This is a genomic window from Enterobacter cloacae complex sp. XAL002 (assembly GCF_049236805.1).
Lineage (GTDB): Bacteria > Pseudomonadota > Gammaproteobacteria > Enterobacterales > Enterobacteriaceae > Enterobacter > Enterobacter intestinihominis.
The window spans coordinates 14,825-37,666 of sequence record NZ_JBMKJN010000027.1 but is presented as its reverse complement, the minus strand read 5'-3'; the positions used below and the strand labels follow the sequence as shown (position 1 = coordinate 37,666).

General features: G+C 52.1%; 20 protein-coding genes. 12 read left to right on the top strand and 8 right to left on the bottom strand.

The genetic code is table 11. The annotated features are described in order from the left end of the window. Positions 1 to 14: 14 nt before the first annotated feature. Positions 15 to 836: an alpha/beta fold hydrolase gene (locus ACOT0L_RS20245; RefSeq protein WP_022646918.1), complete on the top strand. Its 822-nt coding sequence runs from the start codon at positions 15 to 17 to the stop codon at positions 834 to 836. 39 nt (positions 837 to 875) lie between these two features. On the opposite strand, the gene ACOT0L_RS20240 is transcribed toward ACOT0L_RS20245, so the two are convergent. Then, positions 876 to 2,270 carry an MFS transporter gene (locus ACOT0L_RS20240; RefSeq protein ID WP_126503155.1) on the bottom strand — a complete coding sequence of 465 codons (1,395 nt, stop codon included), beginning with the start codon at positions 2,268 to 2,270 and terminating at the stop codon, positions 876 to 878. A gap of 45 nt (positions 2,271 to 2,315) precedes the next feature. After that, complete coding sequence (locus ACOT0L_RS20235) at positions 2,316 to 3,404, bottom strand: cellulase family glycosylhydrolase (protein WP_126503157.1); 1,089 nt, start codon at positions 3,402 to 3,404, stop codon at positions 2,316 to 2,318. 185 nt (positions 3,405 to 3,589) lie between these two features. Here ACOT0L_RS20235 and ACOT0L_RS20230 point away from each other — a divergent pair, with 185 nt between their 5' ends. Next, the gene (locus ACOT0L_RS20230; RefSeq protein ID WP_126503160.1) at positions 3,590 to 4,597 is read left to right on the top strand and encodes a LacI family DNA-binding transcriptional regulator; all 1,008 of its coding nucleotides are present in this window, start codon (positions 3,590 to 3,592) and stop codon (positions 4,595 to 4,597) included. Here ACOT0L_RS20230 and fosA read toward each other — a convergent pair. After that, the gene (gene fosA, locus ACOT0L_RS20225) at positions 4,583 to 5,008 is read right to left on the bottom strand and encodes a FosA/FosA2 family fosfomycin resistance glutathione transferase (protein ID WP_126503162.1); all 426 of its coding nucleotides are present in this window, start codon (positions 5,006 to 5,008) and stop codon (positions 4,583 to 4,585) included. The genes ACOT0L_RS20230 and fosA overlap by 15 nt on opposite strands. Positions 5,009 to 5,207: 199 nt before the next feature. On the opposite strand from fosA, the gene trpS reads away from it, so the two are divergent. Both trpS and ACOT0L_RS20215 read left to right on the top strand, forming a co-directional pair. Further along, the gene (trpS, locus tag ACOT0L_RS20220; RefSeq protein ID WP_126503165.1) at positions 5,208 to 6,212 is read left to right on the top strand and encodes a tryptophan--tRNA ligase; all 1,005 of its coding nucleotides are present in this window, start codon (positions 5,208 to 5,210) and stop codon (positions 6,210 to 6,212) included. A 574-nt stretch (positions 6,213 to 6,786) separates the two neighbouring features. Continuing rightward, complete coding sequence (locus ACOT0L_RS20215) at positions 6,787 to 7,185, top strand: hypothetical protein (protein ID WP_022646912.1); 399 nt, start codon at positions 6,787 to 6,789, stop codon at positions 7,183 to 7,185. Here ACOT0L_RS20215 and ACOT0L_RS20210 read toward each other — a convergent pair. The 5 genes from ACOT0L_RS20210 to ACOT0L_RS20190 all read right to left on the bottom strand — a co-directional run bounded on the left by ACOT0L_RS20210 (position 7,166) and on the right by ACOT0L_RS20190 (position 9,049). After that, the gene (locus tag ACOT0L_RS20210; RefSeq protein ID WP_094948333.1) at positions 7,166 to 7,624 is read right to left on the bottom strand and encodes a hypothetical protein; all 459 of its coding nucleotides are present in this window, start codon (positions 7,622 to 7,624) and stop codon (positions 7,166 to 7,168) included. The two genes, ACOT0L_RS20215 and ACOT0L_RS20210, sit on opposite strands and share 20 nt — an antisense overlap. Positions 7,625 to 7,645: 21 nt before the next feature. Then, positions 7,646 to 7,909, bottom strand: coding sequence for a hypothetical protein (locus ACOT0L_RS20205; RefSeq protein WP_022646910.1), 264 nt, complete (start codon positions 7,907 to 7,909; stop codon positions 7,646 to 7,648). Next, positions 7,884 to 8,150 (bottom strand): tlde1 domain-containing protein, encoded by a 267-nt coding sequence (locus ACOT0L_RS20200; protein ID WP_289443866.1) that lies wholly within the window; start codon positions 8,148 to 8,150, stop codon positions 7,884 to 7,886. The genes ACOT0L_RS20205 and ACOT0L_RS20200 overlap by 26 nt, the downstream gene beginning before the upstream one ends. 6 nt (positions 8,151 to 8,156) lie before the next feature. After that, the gene (locus tag ACOT0L_RS20195) at positions 8,157 to 8,399 is read right to left on the bottom strand and encodes a DUF2778 domain-containing protein (RefSeq protein WP_232926242.1); all 243 of its coding nucleotides are present in this window, start codon (positions 8,397 to 8,399) and stop codon (positions 8,157 to 8,159) included. A gap of 182 nt (positions 8,400 to 8,581) precedes the next feature. Beyond that, the gene (locus ACOT0L_RS20190; RefSeq protein ID WP_074133734.1) at positions 8,582 to 9,049 is read right to left on the bottom strand and encodes a SymE family type I addiction module toxin; all 468 of its coding nucleotides are present in this window, start codon (positions 9,047 to 9,049) and stop codon (positions 8,582 to 8,584) included. Between the two features lie 458 nt (positions 9,050 to 9,507). Here ACOT0L_RS20190 and ACOT0L_RS20185 point away from each other — a divergent pair, with 458 nt between their 5' ends. The 8 genes from ACOT0L_RS20185 (at position 9,508) to ACOT0L_RS20150 (ending at position 22,838) form a co-directional block, all read left to right on the top strand. Continuing rightward, a complete protein-coding gene (locus ACOT0L_RS20185) occupies positions 9,508 to 10,521 on the top strand; it encodes an HNH endonuclease domain-containing protein (RefSeq protein ID WP_126503169.1) in 1,014 nt (337 codons plus the stop codon). Next, positions 10,521 to 11,105 (top strand): class I SAM-dependent methyltransferase, encoded by a 585-nt coding sequence (locus ACOT0L_RS20180; RefSeq protein ID WP_126503171.1) that lies wholly within the window; start codon positions 10,521 to 10,523, stop codon positions 11,103 to 11,105. Before ACOT0L_RS20185 ends, ACOT0L_RS20180 begins: the two co-directional genes overlap by 1 nt. A gap of 522 nt (positions 11,106 to 11,627) precedes the next feature. Continuing rightward, complete coding sequence (gene queD, locus ACOT0L_RS20175) at positions 11,628 to 11,993, top strand: 6-carboxytetrahydropterin synthase QueD (protein ID WP_023295845.1); 366 nt, start codon at positions 11,628 to 11,630, stop codon at positions 11,991 to 11,993. A gap of 425 nt (positions 11,994 to 12,418) precedes the next feature. Continuing rightward, a complete protein-coding gene (gene dpdE, locus ACOT0L_RS20170; protein ID WP_260473314.1) occupies positions 12,419 to 15,532 on the top strand; it encodes a protein DpdE in 3,114 nt (1,037 codons plus the stop codon). Further along, complete coding sequence (gene dpdF / locus ACOT0L_RS20165; RefSeq protein ID WP_126503173.1) at positions 15,532 to 18,012, top strand: protein DpdF; 2,481 nt, start codon at positions 15,532 to 15,534, stop codon at positions 18,010 to 18,012. Before dpdE ends, dpdF begins: the two co-directional genes overlap by 1 nt. Beyond that, a complete protein-coding gene (dpdG, locus tag ACOT0L_RS20160; RefSeq protein WP_023295842.1) occupies positions 17,996 to 18,868 on the top strand; it encodes a protein DpdG in 873 nt (290 codons plus the stop codon). Before dpdF ends, dpdG begins: the two co-directional genes overlap by 17 nt. Further along, positions 18,865 to 22,020, top strand: coding sequence for a protein DpdH (dpdH, locus tag ACOT0L_RS20155; protein WP_126503175.1), 3,156 nt, complete (start codon positions 18,865 to 18,867; stop codon positions 22,018 to 22,020). Before dpdG ends, dpdH begins: the two co-directional genes overlap by 4 nt. Further along, positions 22,017 to 22,838, top strand: a complete 822-nt coding sequence (locus ACOT0L_RS20150; protein ID WP_023295840.1) for a hypothetical protein — start codon at positions 22,017 to 22,019, stop codon at positions 22,836 to 22,838. Before dpdH ends, ACOT0L_RS20150 begins: the two co-directional genes overlap by 4 nt. The last annotated feature ends 4 nt before the right edge of the window (positions 22,839 to 22,842 follow it).

The following is a 22,842-nucleotide window of genomic DNA, read 5'->3' as shown; positions in this document are numbered from 1 at the left end:
CACAGGAACACACTATGGCACTGTTTAAGGCAAAAGACGGCACGCAGATTTACTACAAAGACTGCGGCGCGGGCAAACCGATCCTCTTCAGCCACGGCTGGCCGCTGGACGGCGACATGTGGGACAGCCAGCTGAACTACCTGGCCGAGCGCGGCTTCCGCGCCATCGCCTTTGACCGTCGCGGCTTTGGGCGTTCGGATCAGCCGTGGAACGGCTATGACTACGACACCTTTGCGTCCGACATTAACGACCTGATTACTACCCTGGATCTGCGCGACGTAACGCTGGTGGGCTTCTCCATGGGCGGCGGCGACGTGACCCGCTACATCAACAACTACGGCAGCGAACGCGTGGCTGGTCTGGCGCTGCTGGGCGCGGTGACGCCAATCTTCGGCAAATCCGACTCCTTCCCGCAGGGTGTGGATCAGAGCGTGTTCGACGGCATCCGTGACGGACTGCGTAAAGATCGCGCCCAGTTCATCAGCGACTTCGCCACCCCGTTCTACGGCACCAACGCCGGGCAGACCGTTTCCGCGGGTGCCCTGACGCAGACGCTGAACATCGCCCTGCTGGCGTCCCTGAAGGGCACCATCGATTGCGTGACCGCCTTCGCCGAAACCGACTTCCGCCCGGATATGGCGAAAATCGACGTGCCGACGCTGGTGATCCACGGCAGCAACGACCAGATCGTGCCGTTTGAAAGTACCGGCAAGCTGGCGGCGGAGATGATCAAAAACGCCACGCTGAAGGTGTACGACAACGCGCCGCACGGCTTCGCGCTGACCCACCAGGATCAGCTCAACGAAGATCTGCTGGCGTTTGTGAAGTCGCTGTAAGTCATTACGCGAAGCCTGATGGCGCTTCGCTTATCAGGCCTACAAGGGCTGGTCCTGTAGGCCGGGTAAGGCGCAGCCGCCACCCGGCGCTTTCGCAGACGCATTCCGCTCCGCCAGCAGCCGACAAATCTCCGCATGCCTCTCTTCGGTAAAGGTAAAGCGCGACATAAAGCCCATGCGAATCAGCGACCCTATCGCCGGTAACAAACAAATCCCGAAGAACAGCCCCGACAGCACGCTGTCGCTCTGTGACTGCGCCTGCGGCACATAGTCGATCATCGTCAGAAACACGCCGATTAACCCGCCGCCCACCGCCACCGACATCTTGCCGGTAAAGGTCTGCCCGGAGAAGGTGATCGCTGCGCAGCGCTTGTTAGTGTGGTACTCCGCGTACTCGATGGTGTCGGCAATCATCGACGAGGTGAGGATGTTGGTCATCATCACGAACAGCGTGCTCAGGCCGAGCAGGATAAACAGCAGCGCCGTGTGCTGATAGCCCGTGAACCACATCACCACGCGCACCGCCACGTCCAGCCCGCAGAGGATCATAAACAGCTTCCGCTTCTGCATCCGGCGCGTCAGCAGCGGGGCGACCAGGCACAGCACCGCCGCCACTATCCCCATCACGCCAATTGCCATTTGCAGGCTGCCGTCGCCCATGTTGTTGATAAAGAAGTAGATATAGAGTCCGCCCGCCACGTTATGGAACACGCAGAAAAAGAACGACAGCAGGACGATAAACAGCGGCTTGTTCTGGCGCAGGTTGTGGAAGGTGTCGCGCATCGTCACCTTTTCCGGGCTGGGCGGGACGCGCTCTTTGATCTGCATAAAGCCGTTGAGCATCAGCGGCAGGCCCACCAGCATCATCACCAGCGCCGCCATAAAGTAGCCTTTATCGTTGCTGTACTGGGCGAAGAACGCCGCCAGCTTCGGGAAGAAGATGTTGGCGCAGGCGATCCCGGCGTTCACCCCGAGCATCGCCGCCGTTACCGCGCGGGTGCGCTGGCCGGAGTCGTTGGTCATCACCGACGACATCGACCAGAACGGGATATCGGAGATGGCGTACAGCGTCCCCCACAGGATATACGTCACCCCGGCGTAGAGGATTTTGGTGGTCATGTCCGCTTCGATTTTATAGAACGCCAGCAGGGTGACGCCGGTAATCAGCAGCGGCGCAATCAGTAAAAAGTGGCGAAACTTGCCAAACCGGCTGTTAATGGTGTCCATAATGCTGGCAAACAGCGGATCGTGAACCGCGTCCCACGCGCGGGCAATCAGGAAGATGGTACTTGCCGCCAGCGCCGAGATCCCCAGCACGTCGGTGTAAAAATAGTTTATAAACGAACCCACTAAACCAAAGCTAAAACACTGACCTAAACCATAGCCAAAGTAGGACCATAACTCGCGAGACGGTATTTTCATTGTCATTGCCATAGTGCGTACCTGGTTGCCCGGCGACAGCGCGCCGGGTCATTATTATTAGCCCTGCGGATCCGGGGCGATATTGCGCAGCTTCTTCATCAGCGCGATTTCAGCGCGTGAAAACGGGATACCGTTCTCCTCGAACACGTCGTGGAACCACAGGCGGCAGTAGTCCGTGGACTCCTTCATCACCACCGGCCACGGCAGCCAGGTCTGGGTTTTACCGCGCACCAGCCCCCACTGATACGGCGCGACCTTTGCCATGTACATCAGCGGGAGCTGCTCTTCGATGGTGCCGCCCACGTGACGCGCCAGCCATTCGGTGCAGAAGATTGGGCGGCCCAGCGCCTGAAGTTGCTGGATAATCGCCGTCATGCGCCCGGTATTGGTATAGGCGTGATAGCTCACCACGTCCGACAGTTCCAGCGCGGTCTGGTCCAGCGGGTGCTGATAAAACGTCTCGCCCTCTTCTTCCGCCGGCAGACGCCACGCGCAGACGGTGAGCGGCTGGGTCGGGTCTTCCTCACGCACCCAGCGGAACGCCTGCTTCATCAACTCGTGCGCGCAGGTTTCCAGCTTCTCGTCGTACAACACCTCTTCGGTGCCCGTCGCGAAAATGCCGCGGTTGCCCGGCTCGTTATACAGATCCCAGAGCAATACGCGCTTATCCTCGCGGAACTGGCGCACAACGTCGCGGATATAGCGCTCAATCTGTGGCCAGCAGTCGCGATCGCACACCTTATCGCGCCCCGGGCTCGCCGCCGCCTGGCTGTTGTGTTTGCCCGGTACGGGCGGCTTTTGCGGGCCGAGGTACGGCTCGTCGCCGGAGAAACCGCAGTCGTCCATCAGGGTCAGCATGGTGCTGAACCCGTTGTCGTCGGCAATCGTCAAAAAGCGGTCGATGCGCGCCATCAGCCCGTCACGGTCGTGCTCCCAGACGATGAACGGCAGGTTGATGCGCAGGGTGTTATAGCCCGCGTCCGCCGCCCAGCCCAGCTCGCGGTCGATAGTGGCGGGATCGAAGGTCTCTTCCTGCCAGATATCGGTCCAGTTCACCGCTGTCGACGGCAGATAGTTGAACCCGCACAGCCAGCCTTTTTGCTGATACCACGCCTGTGCCTGTTCTTTACTCCACTGCTCTTTCATTACGCATCCTCTTGCTGATAATGTTTAGCTAATAAATATTAGCTGCGGGATAAATGCGCAAATCGCGGTGCAAAGAAAAGCGACGCCTCTCACAAAGTTCACGCTTCGATGAATGAGAAACGTGATCGGCGGCGCTAAAGCGTGCGGTTAGGGTATGATGCAAATTCGCGAAAGGGAGAGGACGGATGAAGCGAAAAACGAAAGTGACGATGAACGATATAGCGCGGGCGGCGGGCGTGTCGCAGGCGACGGTATCGCTGGTGCTTAACCAGTCCCGCAACATCAAGCTCAGCGACGACACCCGCCAGCGGGTGATTGGCGTCGCCACCGAGCTCGGCTACGACCGCCTCCCCGCCGTTCACGCCCCGCGCAACCAGGAGGAGATCGCCCTGCTGGTCAGCTCCATGCAGAGCTTCGACCCGTTTATCGACGCCATCAGCCAGGCGCGGGAAGCGGCGTGGCGCAACGAAACGTTGCTCACCGTCTACGACTACGGCGACGACGTGGAGCTGGCCCTGAACATCATCCGCCAGCTGGACAAGCGCAACTGCATCGGGATTATCCTTGCCTCTCCGGTCACGAACGTCGTCGATATGACGCCATTTCAGGACTGTACCCGCATCCCGCTGGTGCTGCTCAACCAGCGCGACCCTGGCTCGCCGCTGCTGCCGTCGTTTATCCCGGACGACTACGCCAACGCTTTTCAGGTGACTAAACACCTCATCGCCTGCGGCGCCAGCCGTATCGCCCACATCACCGGGGAGAGCTGGATGGAGGCCTCCCGCCAGCGACTGGCGGGCTACCAGGCCGCGCTGCAGCAGGCCGGTTTAACGTGTGACGAGAGCCTGGTGCGCCAGACCAACTGGCAGTTCAGCGAGTCCTTTACCGCCACCACCTCTCTGCTGGAACTGGCCGAGCGCCCGGACGCCATTTTCTGCGCCAGCGACTGGCTGGCGATTGGCTGCTATCAGGCGCTGGCGGTGAACGGCGTGCGCATCCCGCAGGACATGCTGCTGGCGGGCTACGACGACCAGAAGATCTCCGAGCAGCTCACCCCGCCGCTGACCAGTATCCAGCTCCCCTACAGCGAGCTGGGACGGCTGGCGGTGGAGTACCTGTGCAATCAGGAAGATGCCGCCACGCACGTGACGCTGGCGGGCAGGCTGAAGGTGCGCGCCTCAAGCCTCGTCTGAGGTAAACACCATGCCCGCATAGGGCTTCTCACGACACGCCGCCAGCCGCGCGGCGAGGCTGCCCACGTGCAGCTCCAGCTTGTGCCCGTCCGGGTCGAGAAAATAGAACGACGCCCCCTCGCTTTTATTCTGCTTCCAGACGGTGACGCCCGCCTGCTCAAGCCTGTGCGAGAACGGTTCAAAATCTGCTTCCGCCACGGTAAACGCGTAGTGGGTGTAGTCGCTCTCCTGCGGCGGCACGTACTGGCGCGCCTCGTCGTAGGACAGGCAGACCCACAGATCGCCGCAGGTGAGATAGGCCCCGGTATTCCAGCGGGCGTGCAGCGCAAGCCCTAGCAGCTCGTGCCAGAAGCTGACGCTTTTTTGCAGGTCGCTGACCGCGAGGGTCAGATGATTGAGAGATTGCAGCATGACGTGCCCTTTTGTTTTTCGCGCCGGACGTGATACGGTAAAGAGATGAACATAAACCACGCCGTGCTCACCGTAAACCGCTGGTGGCTGCCTTCTTAAAGGCGGCACGGAGTAGTTTTCCCCATTTTCAGATAGCCGCCGAAAGGCGGCTTTCACGTTTCTAAGACCCCTTTCGGCAATTGCACATTAAGGAGTCTTTATGAACACACCAAACATCCTCACCGGCGACCGCCCAACCGGCCCGCTGCACCTTGGCCACTTCGTCGGATCGCTGCGCCAGCGCGTGGCGCTGCAGCAGACGCACAGCCAGTTTGTGCTGATTGCCGACCTGCAGGGTCTGACCGACAATGGCAGCAACCCGCAAAAAATTCGCGACAACATTCCCGAAGTGCTGGCCGACTACCTCGCCGCCGGTATCGACCCGAACCTGACCACTATCTGCCTGCAATCCGCCCTGCCCGCCCTCGCCGAGCTGACGATGTTGTATATGAACATCGTCACCGTCGCCCGCGTGGAGCGTAACCCGACGGTAAAAAACGAGATTGCGCAGAAGGGTTTCGCCCGCTCGCTGCCGGTCGGGTTTATGGCCTACCCCATCAGCCAGGCGGCGGACATCACCGCGTTTAAGGCCGAGTGCGTGCCCGTCGGCGACGACCAGTTGCCGATGATTGAGCAGACCAACGAGATTGTGCACAAGATGAACAGCCTGCTGCCCACCCCGGTGCTGCGCCACTGCAAGGCGATGCTGAGCGACACCAGCCGCCTGCCCGGCATCGACGGCAGCGCCAAGATGTCGAAATCGCTGGGCAACACGCTGCACCTTTCGGCCAGCGAAGAGACCATTCACCGTGCGGTCAGCGCCATGTACACCGACCCGAACCACCTAAAGGTGAGCGACCCGGGGCAGATTGAGGGGAACGTGGTGTTTACGTACCTCGACGCGTTTCATCCGGACAAGGGCAAAGTGGCGGCGATGAAAGCGCACTATAAGGCGGGCGGGCTGGGGGATCGGGTATGTAAGAACGAGCTGGAGGCGTGCTTGCAGGAGCTGATTGCGCCGATGCGGGAGCGGAGGGCGATGTATATGCGTGACAAGGGCGAGTTAATGACGATGCTGAAGCGCGGCACGGAACGGGCGCAGGGGGTGACGCAGGCGACGTTGAGGGAGGTGAAGGTGGGGCTGGGGGTGCCGGTGTTTAGTTAAAGTAGGTTTAGCGGTGGAGTGCGTGGAATTGGCATGAAGCCGCTAACTTGATTATTTCGGAAATCAGCGAGGCGCAATAAATTCTGAAATGCATTATTAGCCATTGTTGTTTGTCATCCTACTGAGAGCACGATATTCATAGACTCTTTATATTTTAAACGTCGCGGCAACTGTTATGAGCAAGTTTATTATTTCCATGCTAAATACGTTACTTTGTGTTTTAGTGACCACGCTATGTCTCATTTGCGTGGGCGTCACTGACAACTGGAAAGAATGCACTATAGCAATAATCATCACTTTAGGATGCGCACATTTCATGGCCGTTTTACTGAATCGTGTATTGCCTCATAAGTTATCGATCTTAGAAGGAATAGTGGAATTATTGGGAGGACCATTATTAGTTATAGGCGCAATTGTGTGCTTTGATGTATTCGAACCTTGGCCGCTAAAAATCATTGGGATGTTTGCGTGGACTGTTTTGATTTTCTTTGTACCTTCAATAATAAATCCCAGACGTTAATTCGGTCTATTAATCAATGTCTACGTCATTACTTCACCCACGGAATCCAACATAATGTACCCCACTCTTTCGCAGGTCATTGAGGTTGTACGTCAGTCCTCGGGACATCATCGCAAGCGCATTGATGAGAACACCCTAATCGAAGCCGACCTCGATATATGCGGCATGGATGGCGATGCCCTGATTGAAGACTGCGAGGAAGCGTTTGGCGTTACGCTCGTCACTGAAGAAGATGGTTATGAGAAAATTTTTTCCCTCGCTGAAAACGAGTTTCTTTTTAGCACCGAGGGCATAGATTACTTTGGTATCTGCCGCTTGATTCGCAGGCTACGAGGCATTCCCGAACCTGTGATACGCGATTTAACCGTTGGTGAACTCCATGCTGTGCTGGTTAAGGCTGTGAAAGAGCAGATAAAGCACGAGTGGTTTTTTCTTAATACGGGCATGAGATGACATGCCCGTTACCTATCACTTTGGTCAGTTCAATATCACCCGTAGCGGTATTAAAGTACAGATAGAAAAAATCTGCGTTTAACCGTTCGGGTTTCGACCAGACCTCCTTCACTTCCAGGCTACGCTTTTCCTTCACATACCCTAACGTTTCGAGATAAGCGCGCAACGGTGCAGCACTGGTAGCGCCTTTAAAAATGATACTGTTTGAAGGTTCGTAACCATCGCCCGAATGCGCCTCAAAATAATAGTCGTCCGTTACTTTTGGGGCGTTCTTAATATCCTTGTCTGTCAGTATCCGGTAGTGGAAAAAATCGTTTTCCGTATAAACGGTCGTCGCATCAGAATCAGATGCCACAAGCCATACAAACAACCATCCGAGGATACATACAGTGGCAACCGTGAGCGCTGACCACTTCAAGGCGTTTAAAAGGATTGTCATAGAAAATGCCCATGAAATGTCTTATCCCTGCCTCAGATTGCATATCTTCCGAATGGCGAACATCAGTAGCGCGGTAACGACGGCCATCATCCCACCCAACACCCACAGGAATGATGGGTCTGCTTCACCATCAGCAAACCCCAGACCGGTACGATTTAAAAAATCATTGCTGGCTTGAGACAAGTAATCGAGCAAGCCTCCCAGAGGAAACAGGACGATAAAGAAGGAAGCAATGAGGCATGCCAGACCAATCAGGATATTATTTTTTAACTTTGCATGAAGCATAATCAGCCCTTCCTGTCACATCAATACGTCCATATGCCATCAACCCTTTACCACCAGGAACACGAATCTTCTTACGTGCAAGCAAAGATTGTCTGACCAGTTGAAAATCAGGGATATTATAGAACGTTATGCATCCCCACGACTCTCCCTCACCATTCGGCCTCAATGGATGAAGTCGAAATGAGCCTCTGTCGACCCCAGTCACAAATACGTTATCAGCCATGGTCGAAGCATTAAACAAGCCGAACTATTCAGAATGATCGGTCCCGTTCTTGAAGTCTTTTACAAACCGTTCAACCCGATTAGCAATACTGCCTTCCGGTGCATCAACGATCCAGTACGTACCCAAAGGTAATGCTGCATTCCTGATAAAGGCGCACTCTGCAATACTGGTTACGGGTTCTATTCCTGAAAAAACGGGAAACGTCCCAACGCCATAAACGTGTAGTTTCAGCTTTCTTCCATCGGCGGAGACATCATTATAATCCATCCTACAAATCTGCATAGCAATCCTCCCTGTCGCTTTGCGGAGAATGTTACAACCGATTTATTGAGTGCACCAGCGGAGTTAGATAATGCATCTAAAAAAGGAAAAATACGGGCATGCGTATTCAAGCCCGTATTAACTTATCCTTTTACATGATTAATGAAGGGATATTTTAGATATTATTCTTACTTTGCCAGACCATTTCCGCGCTTCACCATAGGTATATCTCCCGTATCATTCAGCGCTCCCGGAAACGTTTTTAACCACTGCACGACTTTCTGCTTATTTATATTCACCACACTCATACCTTCCAGACATCCCCATAATTCTCTTGTATGCTGTGGGGTAATCACGATGCAGTCTTTCATGGCGCGGATTTTCACAGGCATACCGTTGATAAAGCCTGCACGGGTTAACCAGTCGCCCCCTAGGAGAAGGTATTTCATATCTATGCGTGCATACAGTTCGCAGCAGGCGGCACTGTCCTTCGGTGTTTCCGCGCGTGGATGGACGGGGGCCACGTTGGTCTGGTTGCCGTGCAGACGGCGGGCGCTGTTTTTGCGTACCAGCTCGCGGTTTTCAATCATGCCGGTGAAAGCGTCTGATTCTGTTTTGCAAACGGTAAACTCTGGCTTAAAATTCGTCGCAGCCATTTTCAACTTCTCCGTAGTTGTTGGTGGTTAGCGGTATGGGGGTGTTGCAGCACCTTCATATCGCGAATTCTTCTTTAAATATTCTTTGATACTTCCTTTGCCGTTCGGCGTAATTTCTGGTGCCCATTATACAGGGCTGAATATAAATACAGCGGTTTAGGATGAGGGGAATTTGGATTTTGCGAGGGGGATTCAGGAAATTACGGTAGGTATTTTTTAATTCGCGAAACAACAACACTTTTGCCTGAAAATCACTTCAACTCGCCTCCTCCCGATATCTGTTCATTTGCAAACCTGGCACTAATGCCGCATCGGTTGCCTCAACACTTTTCTATCAGACCTCTCAAAAATTCATCAAACCTATAGATTAACGATTTACATCACCCTGATTTTGTTATGTGATCCTGTTACAGGCTTTAGTAACGCCCTGCCCAGCCAACCGTAACAGGACTTCATCGATGGAATTTTATCAGGCCGATCCGACGCTTGAGAACTACTGGCGTGGTGTGATCCTCTTTGGAAGGAACGTCGCATCTTACAAGTTTGCGCTGGCGTCTGCGTTGTATGAAGTGGATAAGACGGGCAGCGATTTGATTACGTTCGACCAGCTTGCCGTGCCGTTCAGCCGCTATCTTTGCGAGCACCTGAAGCATGCGCCAAAACAGATCACCTCCCGCAGCAGTCAGTTTTTGGAAACCTGTCTGAAGTTCAACCGAGGTGAAATCACCCACGCCCAGCTCATTGAAGCGACGGTGCGCCTTGGCTTTAACAACGTGATCGATGCCTTTCATTACGTGAACCAGGGCGAGATCGATAAACGTTTTTTCCTTGATGAGCGCAAAACCAACAACGGGATCCGCCTGACGGATAACTTCTATTTACTGGGCGAACGCCTGCAGTATAAAAACCTCGCCTTTGAAACCAATGCCCGCTGGAACCTGGTAGAACAGGCCTGGTCGATGGGGATTTCACGTAACCTTGTTGGCGTGGAGTTTGACGAAGATAATCAGCTGTTGTTTACGAGAGTAAATGCGCGTCGCGTAGACATCACCAGCTGCCGCGACAGCCTGAATGGATACCAGAAAGGACGATGTTTTTACTGCTTTAAACCCATCAGTCTGGTACCGGGAGACGCAGAACTGGCGGACGTCGACCACTTTATTCCCTGGGCTGCCCGCCAGGAAGTGAGCAATATTAACGGCGTATGGAACTTAGTGCTGGCCTGCCGGTGTTGTAACCGTGGCGTCGAAGGTAAATCTGCACGGATTCCCGACCTCAGGCTCCTGCAGCGGTTACACACCCGCAATGAGTATTTTATTCAGAGCAAACTGCCGTTACATGAGACGATTGTTCTACAGACAGGGCAACGTCCTGAAGCACGGAGAAGCTTTCTTCAGCGTAACTGGCAGGCTGCGCTGGATAAACTTATCCATACCTGGAAACCCAACGCGGAAGGCGAGGCAACGTTTTAATGACACTTCACTACTATCAGAACCACGCGCAGGATTTCTTCAATGGCACGGTCAATGTCGATATGACCCCGCTCTACGAGGCCTTCACCCAACATCTGACGCACGGTGCCCGGGTTCTGGATGCGGGCTGCGGTTCAGGCCGGGACGCAAAAGCCTTTCATGAGATGGGTTATCAGGTGGATGCGTTTGATGCCTCTTCCGCTATGGTGGAGCTGGCAAGGCAACATACCGGGCTACCCGTGCAGCTGATGACCTTTTCAGAGATCGACGGTAAAGCGCAGTACGATGGGATCTGGTGCTGTGCCTCATTACTGCATGTCCCCTCTTCTGAGTTGCCTGCGGTGATGCAGAAGATTGCGGATGCGCTTAAGCCTGGCGGCATCTGGTATGTGTCCTTTAAGTATGGGAACGGTGAACGCGTGCAGGGTGAAAGACGGTTTACGGATCTGGATGAAGAGGGGTTGCGGGATTTGCTGAAGACGGTTCCGGGGATGGAGATCGCTTCGCTGTGGGTGACGCAGGATAACCGCCCGGACAGAGATGAGACATGGCTGAATGGAATATTACGAAAAAACACCGCTTGATTATCAGGCGGTGCTAATCGATACGGAGTAAATTAACTCAGTCATTTATCACCTTGGTCAGCTCAACTTCACCCGTGGTGGCATTGAAGTACAGATAGAAAATGTCCCCTTTTACCTGATAGGGTTTAGACCAGACCTCCTTTTCCCAGGGTCAGTAAAGTCGGCTGGTAATGCTCACAATATGCAGCCGATTACATGGTGAACGTTACTTCCTGAGTTGATGTACTTGAGCCGCCAGCCAACTAGCAACTGTGACCATTTGAAAATCTTGAGGTTTTTCCTTTCCACCATTTTAACACCATTAAGAGGGCATCAAATAAAGTGTTCAACGTTCGGCTGTGGCTACAGATAACCCACAATTTAGCGTCATGCCCATCCCGCCTAAAGGCTCACAATCGAAAACAGTCCGGTATAGCTAGACCGGAATATTTTTGTCTATCAAAAGAGTAGTGGCAGCTAACTCAGAAATGCTAGGAGATCTTGGTTCTTATTGTTACTGTATAACAAAAAAATGAGGTCACTATGAAAACTACGTTATACAAAGATTTCACCTTTGAAGCCGCACACCGTCTTCCGAATGTTCCGGAAGGCCATAAATGCGGTCGCTTACACGGACATTCCTTTGTCGTGCGACTCGAGATAACCGGTGATGTGGATAAGCACACTGGTTGGATTATTGATTTCGCCGAACTAAAAGCGATTTTTAAACCTACTTTGGATAGGCTGGACCATTACTATCTCAATGACATTCCAGGCCTGGAAAACCCTACCAGCGAAGTGCTTGCTGAATGGATTTGGAATCAGATTAAACCTCAACTCCCGACCCTTAGCGCAGTCGTCGTGAAAGAGACATGCTCTGCAGGCTGCATTTATCGCGGCATAAAATAACTTATCTAGATAGCCAAAATTATATTGGCTATCTATTCTTTTAAAATCCCATTGTTATATGTAAGTACTACAGCAAGAATATTTCATATATTGCAATTGATTAATCACCTAGTTCAGATCAATTTAATGAATCTTAAGTTAAACTCGATACTACTAATACGAAAAATAGTAGTTGGAAATGGGGTTTTACGTATAGAAATCAATCACTACAAAGAAAGCTACTCACTTACTGTGTTATTTGTGAATCTACTAAGAACTTTGATTTTTTTCACTTGAATATGGGATTCATCTCAGTATCCTGTCAGTATCGACTGAACTTTTGCTTCTCAATGTGTGTCGTTCAGGCATGGAAACCCCTTACTTCATCCCATGACTGTTCATTTTTCGCACAAATCATACATGCGAAGATAATTTCAAGGATTGTGATGATGAACATATTACCTATAGGGTCGTTGGTTGCTTCCGAGAGTTTTGACGGTATCGGAAAAGTTATCAGCATTGATATTGACGAAAACAATGCAGCAGTTGCTTTTTTTGAGTCACCTGCACACCCCTATACACGTCAGGTTACAATTAGTCTTGAGAAGTTAACGCCGACGATTCCTCATGAAGAGGCTGTCGTCTACTGCCTTGAACCACAAAGTCAACGCTGGACGCGCGCTCGATTTGGTGGGTCGCGACCTAATGGTGATTATTTGGTCATTTTTCGCGAAGATGACGCAACGACGCTGCCTATCGATAAGATCTTTATACTGAACAAAGCACCCGATAAACCTATTAATCCTGCACATTTTCTGGCTTACCAGGCCAATGACGCCCCCTTCTTCTTTCCTCGCCGACACTCCTTCATCAAGACCTACATCCAACAACGCGCTTCCTGCAGGGGTCTAGCATCCATTTCCAGCAGCGCCGTCGAACTGGAACCGCATCAACTGGCCGTTGTACGGCGAGTATTACAAGATAAAACGCCGAAATATATTCTGGCGGATGAAGTGGGTCTTGGGAAAACCATTGAAGCAGGTATGGTTATCCGTGAACATGCCCTGGAAGAAGCGGGGCATGTCAGTATGCTTATCGCCGTGCCAGGCCAACTCGTCAGCCAGTGGCGGGAAGAATTAGGTGAACGTTTTCAGCTAAAACAGTTGCTCGTTGGTGTCTCGGCGATGCTCTCCTTGTTAAAGCAAGATGGCTCTGCACAGGGGATTGTTATCTGTAGTTATTCTGAGGCATGCCTCCTGCTGAGCAGAGGATTCTCACCATCCCTGATTACCATTGATGAAGTCCATCAAATTGCAGACTGGCCGTGGTCTACGGACGAAGACCAGCGTGATGATTTCAAACTGATATCACAAACATGTCAGAAAGCACATTACGCATTGCTTCTCACTGGTACGCCGCTGCATGGCCATGAGCGCAACTTCCTGTCGATGCTGCACTGCATCAACCCGGAAGCATTCCAGATTGATGAAAACCACCTGCATGCATTCACCGAACTAGTGAAAAACCGTGAAAGCCTTGGCGGTGTTTTCTCTTCTCTAGTTCCATCTGTGTCTAATATTAGTCTTCGCCGTAACCTTGAAGAGGTTCTGGTGCAATTCCCCGACGACCATCAGTTGGCAACGTTATGCCAAGGACTGTTTCCACTGATCGGGAGATTTTCTCAACCAACACCTGAACGTGAAGCGGGTATTAAAGCGATAAGACTACATCTTGGCGAGAATTACCGCATCCACCACCGTCTGCTGAGAAATCGCCGTCAGGTTGCACTGAGTCAGGATGAAAGCAAAAACCTGAATCTGGATCTTCTCTTCCCTGGTCTAAACGGCGTGAGGGAATCTCACTGGCAAACCGAAGGACTAACCTTGGATGAGTTGCTGGAAGAGTATCGCGCTATGGCCGTACTACCGCAAAACCAGCATTGGTCGTTAAAAGAAGCGAACTACATCGCCTGGATTGACGATCTCTTTTCCAGTCCGATTTGTGTTCTGCAGCGGGCAAAAGCCATTCTCACAGAGTCAACGGGACTGCCCAAGGATGAGCAAGCCTTACTGGAACATATCGTCTCGACGGCTAAAAATGAGCAACAAGCTATCGACAATATGTTGGCCGCATCGCTCAATGATTGGCTAAATCAATTTCCAGATGGCAAAGCGATTGTCTTCTGCGATCGTCCTGAACTAGCGCAGCACCTGTCAGTCAAAATGAGCATTCTGCTGGACTACCCAATAGAACGCTATCAGCCAGGCCAGTCACTACAGTTCACTCAGGCACAAAACCCCGTTCGGGTTCTATTGTGCGATAGAAGCGGCGAGGATGGGTTGAATCTCCACGGAGGACGTCGTCTGGCCGTTCATTATGGTTTGCCGCGATCCTGCAGTCGGATTGAGCAACGTCTGGGTCGTCTCAACCGCTATAGCGCCAACCTGCGTGGTATCAAACCGGTTCAAAGCATGATACTAAAAAACCATGTGACCGATAGCTTACGCAATCAGTGGGCCGACATTCTGGTGAACAGCATTGGCGTATTTAACAATACCATCGCCAGTCTGCAGTTCGTACTAGATGATTATATCAGTGATGCCTGGAACAGACTGTTCATCGAAGGCCCACAAGTGCTGGGAAACCTTACGGCAGAATTCTCTGGTGAAAATGGCGTTTTGGTCAGAGAGACCAACAAAATTAACATGCAGGAAAAATTGCTGGCAATGGATGAAGAAGTCTCGCAAGCGGCACTTTTCGCTCAGCAGCTTAGTAATGACGATCTCATTGCAGCAGAACAGTGTAAAGCACTTACGCCGTGGATCTCTCAAGGATTGCGTTTCCGTTCATCAGGAAATGCTGAAGAAGGGATGCGTTTTAGTTTTGAACTAGCTGAACGCAGTTCTGGGACGCTGGTAGATTTTAAAACTTTTCTGTCAACCTGCATGCTCAGCTTCGACAAAGAGGGAGGCAATCCACCGTCTACCCATCTAATGAGTGCAGAACGTATCCCTGCCATTGACGGGACAACGGTTTATCCCTTGCGTTACGGCCAACCTTTCGTCGATGCGATCTGGCAGTTACTGAATCAGGACGCGCGGGGCAGTTCGGTGGCGATGCTACGTATGATTAACGCAGAACTAAATGAACCTCGCTATTTCTTTCAGATGAGTTGGCTCATTACTGGCTGCGATCCGCTAAGCCCTTACGCCACTCTTCGTCAATGCGATGAACTGGAGCCGCCACGCATTGTTGAGGAGTGGGTAGCTGCAGACGGTTCCCAGGTGACAAATCCACAACTGCTTGGAATGCTGAACAGCGAGTACAGCAAGACCCCTTCTGCCACAAAAAGTTATGTGGACCTCAATCTGCGAGCCACTAGATGGCAAGAAATTGAAGAGCTGATTTCCGCTGATGCGTGGAAAGAACAGGTTGAGCAGGTATATGATAAAGCGCTGCAAAAACAGCGTGATTTGTCTCAAGCCAACGCTTATATCCAGCTGATGTCGGTAAAAGCGATCATTCTTTGCAGTAGCAATATTTTATCTGGAGTCGCCTGATGACGGAACAATGGTCACGTCTGCAGTTTGCGCTAACCACCTATTTTACCGATGACGTTACCTTCAAAGAGGGGATTGAAAATCCCTTCTTCCTGCGGTTAATGAACATCATCATCGACCCTACTGCCGGCCTGAATGATATTTTTGCCGGCTATGCCGATGCCCTTCGCACTGCACAGGTGAACGGCATCGAAGATCCCTGGCTGCCTTCTCCACCGTCGCTGACGGAGACCCCAGACCCACTTTGGGGGCTGGAAAAATCCGTCGTGGGACAGATATTGTCACTCGCTGCTGAAGCGGACCTGACGAGCACCCGGGCCACTTACCAGAGCCGAACCCGACGTAACTTATTGCAGCCGGAAATGGATCCGGCGCTCAAAAACTTGCTGGTCGACACGCCCCATACGCACTACCGTGGCTTCGGACAGCAGGCGGCAATCCGCACGCTGCTCACCTCCGACGTCAACAGCACTCTGGTGGTGAATCTCCCCACCAGCTGCGGTAAAAGCCTTATCACGCAAATCCAGGCCATCAGTGCGCCGTTCGGTTCGTTAACGCTGGTGATTGTCCCAACGGTCGCCCTCGCCATAGAACAAGCGGATTTTATGCGGGACATGCTGCGGCAGGCTGAGCAGGATCACGGAGGAACCTATGCCTGGGTTGGCGGTCAGGATCACACAACGCGCCAGACGCTGAAAGAGCGGTTGAGAAACGGCTCACAGCGCGTGCTCTTTTGTTCGCCGGAGGCGGCAAAATCGTCGCTGGTTCCGGTACTGTTTGACCTGGCGAAAAATAACCTAATAGGTGCCGTCGTTATCGACGAAGCCCATCTAATAGACCAGTGGGGCGCTGAATTCCGCCCTGATTTTCAGCTGATTGCGCCGCTGATTCGTTCATTAAAAGCCCAGCCCGGATGCCGTTTTCGCACCCTGCTGCTCTCCGCCACCTGGAGCCAGAACACCCGTGATGTGATTGTTGAGCAGTTCCGCTCAGATGACAGCGAACTGATTGAGATTACAGCGAACTTCCTGCGTCCCGAACCCGAATACTTCGTACATGCTGAGCCCACCCCTGGTGCGCATCAGCAGCGCGTGGAGCAGTTGCTAATGACGCTCCCACGCCCGCTCATCCTCTATTGCACCACGAAGGAAGAAGCGGAAAACTGGCATCTCCGACTTCAGCAACAGCAATACCAGCGTGTTGGCCTGTTCCATGGCGACACGGAAACCCTAGCTCGCAAAAAACTGATTTCACAATGGGCAAGCGACCAACTGGACATCATGGTTGCCACCTCGGCGTTTGGGGTAGGAATGAATAAAAGCAACGTCCGTTCGGTCATTCATGCCGCCATTCCGGAAAATATCGATCGCTATTATCAGGAATGTGGACGCGCCGGGCGTGATGGCAAAGCCTGCCAGGCGCATCTGGTCTGGCATAGTGCGCAAATGGAGACGGCAGAAAGCCTTTCGGTTGAAAAACTTATCAGCGTCGAAAAAGGCTACCAGCGTTGGATGGCCATGTTTAAGCGGTACCAGCCCAGCGACATCGCCAGTTACAGCATCTCACTGGATACTAAACCCGATCATATCGACTATCAGGGCGATCGAAATCAAGCCTGGAACCGCAGAACCTTACTATTGATGCAGCGCACCGGGCTGATTGAGCTGGTGTTCGCAGCCCCTGAGCTGCCAGAAAACCTGCGAAAAGATGAAGAAGAAAACGCTCAGGCAGTTCACGACTGGTTTGCCCAGTATTACAACAAAGTGCATATTCGCCACTGCAACGACTCGCACCACTCTGAAGAGTATTGGAACACCTTTGTTGATAGGGCCCGCCAAGAAGAACTAGCTAAGCGCCGTGCGGCATTTACCTTGTTAAAAACGTGGATCCTCGACCCTCGACCTCCCCTGTGCCAGACACTAAGAAAATTTTATATTTATCAGCACCATGCGCCAGAAATCACTTGCGGCGGATGCCCGGGGTGTCGGGCTCAGGGTAAAGGCGCGTTCTCCCCAACAGTTGGGGCCGATGTGGAAATTATACGAGCGACGCCGAAGAAACGAGCGCGCTTCGCTGGTGCCGTCAGGAAAGTGTATTACACCGATGAACTGGAAATGAGGGCTCTTCTATCAGAACTCCGCGTACCGCTTCGTCAGTTGATCGGCTCTGGCGATTACGAGACCATCCGAGCAGATAAGGCCGATTTCAGGCATCTGGAACGCGCCTTGGATTCCATCTCTCGCTTCTGGTGCGTGCAAAAACTTGCTGCACCCACTTCGGACAGTGCGGAAATTGTGATTGTGTCTAACACTGCCACTGCGCTACCGGACCTACCGGCCTCGCGATATGAACGCATCATCATCGCCCCGCAGCACCTGGCCGATCCGCAGCATCCTTACAGAAAATGGTGGGAAAGCGCAGGCAACGCGCAACCCTTGGACACTTTTATCAGGCAACTACAGCATGTCAATCATCAATAACGCAAACCCAGGAAGCAGCCTGGTGCTGATCCCCTTATTTGATCGCATTGTACAAAATGCCCAGGCACCGCTTTCCCCGGAAGCGGTTGTGGCTCGCTATCGGCCCAATAACCTGCCCGCTAACGATAACGCTTGGGGAAAAATCAGAGAGAACCTCGCCTTTTGGTGCCGACTGGGACTCTGGCCTATGGAAGAAGAGAGGATTCTGCCGCAGCCCAATGAGACTCGTCCGCTCTATCAGCGCGTGCTGCAATGCACCATTGATGCCTGCAAAGAAAAAGGTATCGCTGAAGGTAAGGAATGTGAACCATTGTGGCGAGTGCTAACCTGTTTGATGAATCTTCAGCAGCACTCATTAGGCGGCAAGGAACCGCTGGCCCCAAATATCATCACTGAAAAACTGCAAAGATGGCTTCCAACCGAAACCGTTAACTCCAATACCGAAAAGCTGGTCAGGGAATATGGACGCTATTTGGGCTTTCTGGAACTAGCGCCGGACCAGAACTACTATACCGATCCAACCCGGGCGATTCAGTGCTTTTTGCCGCAGATTTTTGGCGAACAAAATAGCCTCTCCATTAAAACCTTCATGGCCAATATGGCTGAAGTGATGCCAATGATGGACGGCGGTGAATTCCGGGTAAAAATGCAGGAGATCATGAGCGAACGCAACTGGTCTGCTCCGGAAGGTAAAAATATCAGCACCAGCACATCACTTGCGCTGCGTCGCTTGGAAATAGACCAGAAAATTCAGCTGATCGTTGGGAGCGATGACGCCGCATCATTATCGCTACAATTGCCCAATGGTGAGATTCGCCCAGTCAGCCAGGTCCGTCTCAGGGAGGCCGCACAATGAGTATCATGAACTACTGGCCGTCACTTGAAAATATCGAGCAGTGCATCCGTAACGAAGCCGAAGAGTTGCAGGATGATGTACTACTAGCGGTACATGAGCCAATGGTGCTTACCCGTCGTGATGTTAACAACAATCAGGTAGCCCTCCGCGACGAAGACATGTTTACACAACTGCTCACCACCGAGCGGGCTATCCCACTCATCGGCCGTTCAGGGATGGGGAAATCACATCTGGTGCGCTGGCTTGACTGTCGTCTAAAAAGCCATCTGCATGCAAACGGCGAACTGGCACAGTGGGAAATTGTCCGTATTCCGAAAAACGCCAGCCTGCGTCAGGTTCTGCTGCTGATCCTGAAAAATCTGCACGGTGGAATTTTTGATGACGCGCGTAAGCGTGTTGATGATGTGGCTGAACAACACTCCGCTAAAGATCTCGCTGATCTGATGCTGACCATGATGTCTCATCAATTAGAAAGCATGTATAACGAAGCGATGAAGATCGGCCAAGATTACGAATCGCAAGGGAAAGAGATCCCGGCAGATCTTCTGAACCGACTCGAAGCCATCATTGAAGAAGTCGAAAACGGCATTGGCAACCTGATTACTGACCCTAACTTTAAGCTGAATCTGCTCAAACAAGATCATTGCCTCTATAAACGCGCCAGTCGAATGAGCGATGGGCTTAAAGAGGAGGATGAGGATCACGATAATTACGAACTGGCACCCGCCGATCTCTTTTTCCAAGACAACATAGATGACCTGTCGTCGCTTGCTCGTGAATATATTCGACACTCGCGTATTGATGAACATGATAATGAAAAAGCCCGCATTCAGGCTGTAAGCGTTCTGAATGAAGCGATGCATGCGGCGTTAAAATCACTATTTGCCAAACTCTTTACATTCAACGGCGGTAACTTCCAGGAGTTGTTCCAGCAGATTCGCCGTGAGTTGCTCGCACAAGATCGCCGCCTTGTGATCTTGGTGGAAGATATGGCAGCTATTTCGGCCATTGAAGATGTACTGATTGACAGTCTGATCGAAGAAGGCATGCGTGATGGAGTGAAAACACTATGCCCGGTGCATTCGGTTATTGCCGTTACCGATAACTATCCGGGCTACAAACGCCGTCAGGAAACGCTGATGACACGAGCGGGCTACGAGTGGATCATTGAGCACACCGACAGAGACAACAACGAAGGGCGTATTGTGTCACTGTGCGGTCGTTATCTGAATGCAGCGCGCCATGGCGCAACGGCGCTGAAGCAGTCGCGGGCGCAAAACCAGGCAAATTGGCCGAGTGTCTGGCAAGACGAAGAAAAGCCGGAATGGTTGGCGGACTTTGGTATGACAGACAAACAGCAAGTTCCGCTGTTCCCGTTTAACCGCGAAGCTATCCGTGCGCTGGCTGATAAAAACTGCCGTGACAGCAGCGGCCAACTGACTTTTAACCCACGAATTGTGATTAACCGTATCCTGCTGGATATTTTGCGTGATTGCCGTGTTGAGGCAGAGCGCGGGCTATTTCCACCGCCGAACCTTGCAGGAATTGACGTTGGCACAGAAATACTTCACAACATCAATCAGTTAACCAGAAACAGAGTTACCAGTGCAGCGTCATTGACCGCACTTTGGAGCTATGGCTGCGACTCTTGGGAAAAAGTCTGCAATCAACTGCCGCCGGGAGTAGCAAAAGCTTTTGGTCTCACTGAGTTGGCCGAACGTATTAACGGTAAAATTTCTGCCCCACCAGCAGGAGGCAACGATGATGAAAAACTTAACAAACCAACCGGTATTACAGTTCCTGAACCTAAACCTGAACCGAAATCTGAGCTAGCTTTCATCAAACATCTCAAAGCCTGGGTCGATGAAAAAACCGTTTTACCTCAATTAATTGCCAGTGATCTGCGCGCAGGACTTAACAATTGCTATGAACTCTATGCCCAAGTGGAATTTTCCAGTATGGCAGAGCGACCTTCACTGATTGAGCGTAATCCTTTGATTAGCCTGCCACTGGCGGCTTCAGATCCCTCGAACGCTATTGTGAAATTCTATGAACTCAAAGACCTCAACGATCCGCTACGCAGGATAGAGATCTACAACGTGTCGCTGGCGATTTTGCGTATCCAGCATTACGCCAACTTAAGCGAAGGGCTTAGCTACCCTGAAGCTATGGAAGACTACGCCCACTATGAAAACTTTGCCAGTTGGTGGGTGCCGCAGACCGCGGAGATTGCAATCAACCATGCCCGGGCGCGGAAACTGAAGCCTGCGCTGCGTAATCATTACCAAAAAGCGCTGCTGTTGGGCCTGTTGACTGGCAAAGAAAATCCGACGGAGCTCATTGATGCACTTTGCCTGACGCAGAAAGGCGTCGGTCGAACTGAGGGTAAGAATCAAGGACGAACAATCAAAACAAGCCCATCCGATCTCTGTTTCTACGGACTCGAGGCCAACCAGAAACCACATTCCAGCATAAAAGTGGCTGAAGCCCGGCAGGCAGCACTTCAGGGGTGGGACGACGCCCGCGACGCATGGCTTTCTCTGGTTGCCGTCCCTGAATTAAGTTCCGGGCTCACCTCAGTCCGAGCACTTGAAGCCGAAGTGGTAACCTCCGCGTTGCGAGAGATCCAGAAGGAACCGCTTGGAGCGGATGTGCAGCGTGCGGCAGAGACAGCCCGCAAAGAGATCGCATCAACTATCGAAAATGCACAACTCTTTGAAAATATAAAAAATCAGGATGACTTCATTGCCCTTCTCGATGAGTGGCAGATGTTTATCGAAGCGGTACGCACCCAATATTACCCTTCGGAATCCGAGCAGATCAGAAACTCATCATGGTTGCTGGGTGAAATTGAAGCATTAAGAGTAGACGCAGAGGCCAGCCTGAACACGCTGCTCACGCTTAATTCCCTCGTCAGACAGAAAGATGCCTTCATGCTGTGGCATGACATTTCCCATCTGGATGGTGATTACGTCAGCCGTATCGGTAACCTTCTTGCGCAATGGCAGAATATTCAATCGAAAATCAGCTTTACGCTACAGCAGATAAACAGTAAGGGTGACGCACCGAAACTGAAAAATGCCTGCACGCTAGTTGAAGAGCGACTGAAAAATCTGGCGGCTGATATCAGCGCCTCTGGAGTGAATGAATGAGTACATTACGCCAACAGCTTGCAGAGATGCAGAAGCAACTGGATTTAAGCGTCCAAGCAAGTAAAGCCACGCAGATTATTGAGAAATGCGGCGTAGTGCTCTCAAAAACTGACACCGTCGCTGGGCATTATTGTCGCCTTAAATACCAGTACCCGGCCCTACAACTTCTGCCGCCTGAACTGAGGGTCAGTTGGAGAGAAGATCAACGAAATGAACTCAAAAATGTGGTTAACGGTGTCAATAACTTGCTGTCTCAGTGGAGACGCTGGCTGAATAATCAGACCCAAGTAGCTGCCGATACGCAAGCCTCGGATGAACCGCTGGATGGAGTGGTCGCAACGCAGGAACCTACAGCATATGACATCATTCAGAATGACTCCCTGACCAACTGCGTGAGCCAGGCGCTCAGCCTGCACCGCACTCTGAGCGACCAGCTGAAAAACGCATGGGAAGAGTGGCAACAAATCCTGCATCAGCAGATTCAGGTAGACAGCAAAACCCTCGATGCTCAGCAGAAACTCGAGAAACTGAAAGAGATTGCTGACGAATACCTAAGCCTGCGCGACAAGTTTGACACCTTGATCCAACCTTTGCCTGAGAACGGCGAGAGCGTGACAAAGATCCGGGCAATGGCGGAGCACCTGAACACCCTGCGCGGCATGATGAAAACTGACTGGCCAGAAGCGGTGCAGAACTTCCTTGATCGCATCAATGGCCCGCAGCGAAACAAACCAACGCTGAGCGCATTGACAACAGAAGTGTTTGAGTGGCTTCGAGATGAAGACATGTTGGAAGACTTTGTGATTACAAGGAAATAGTGAC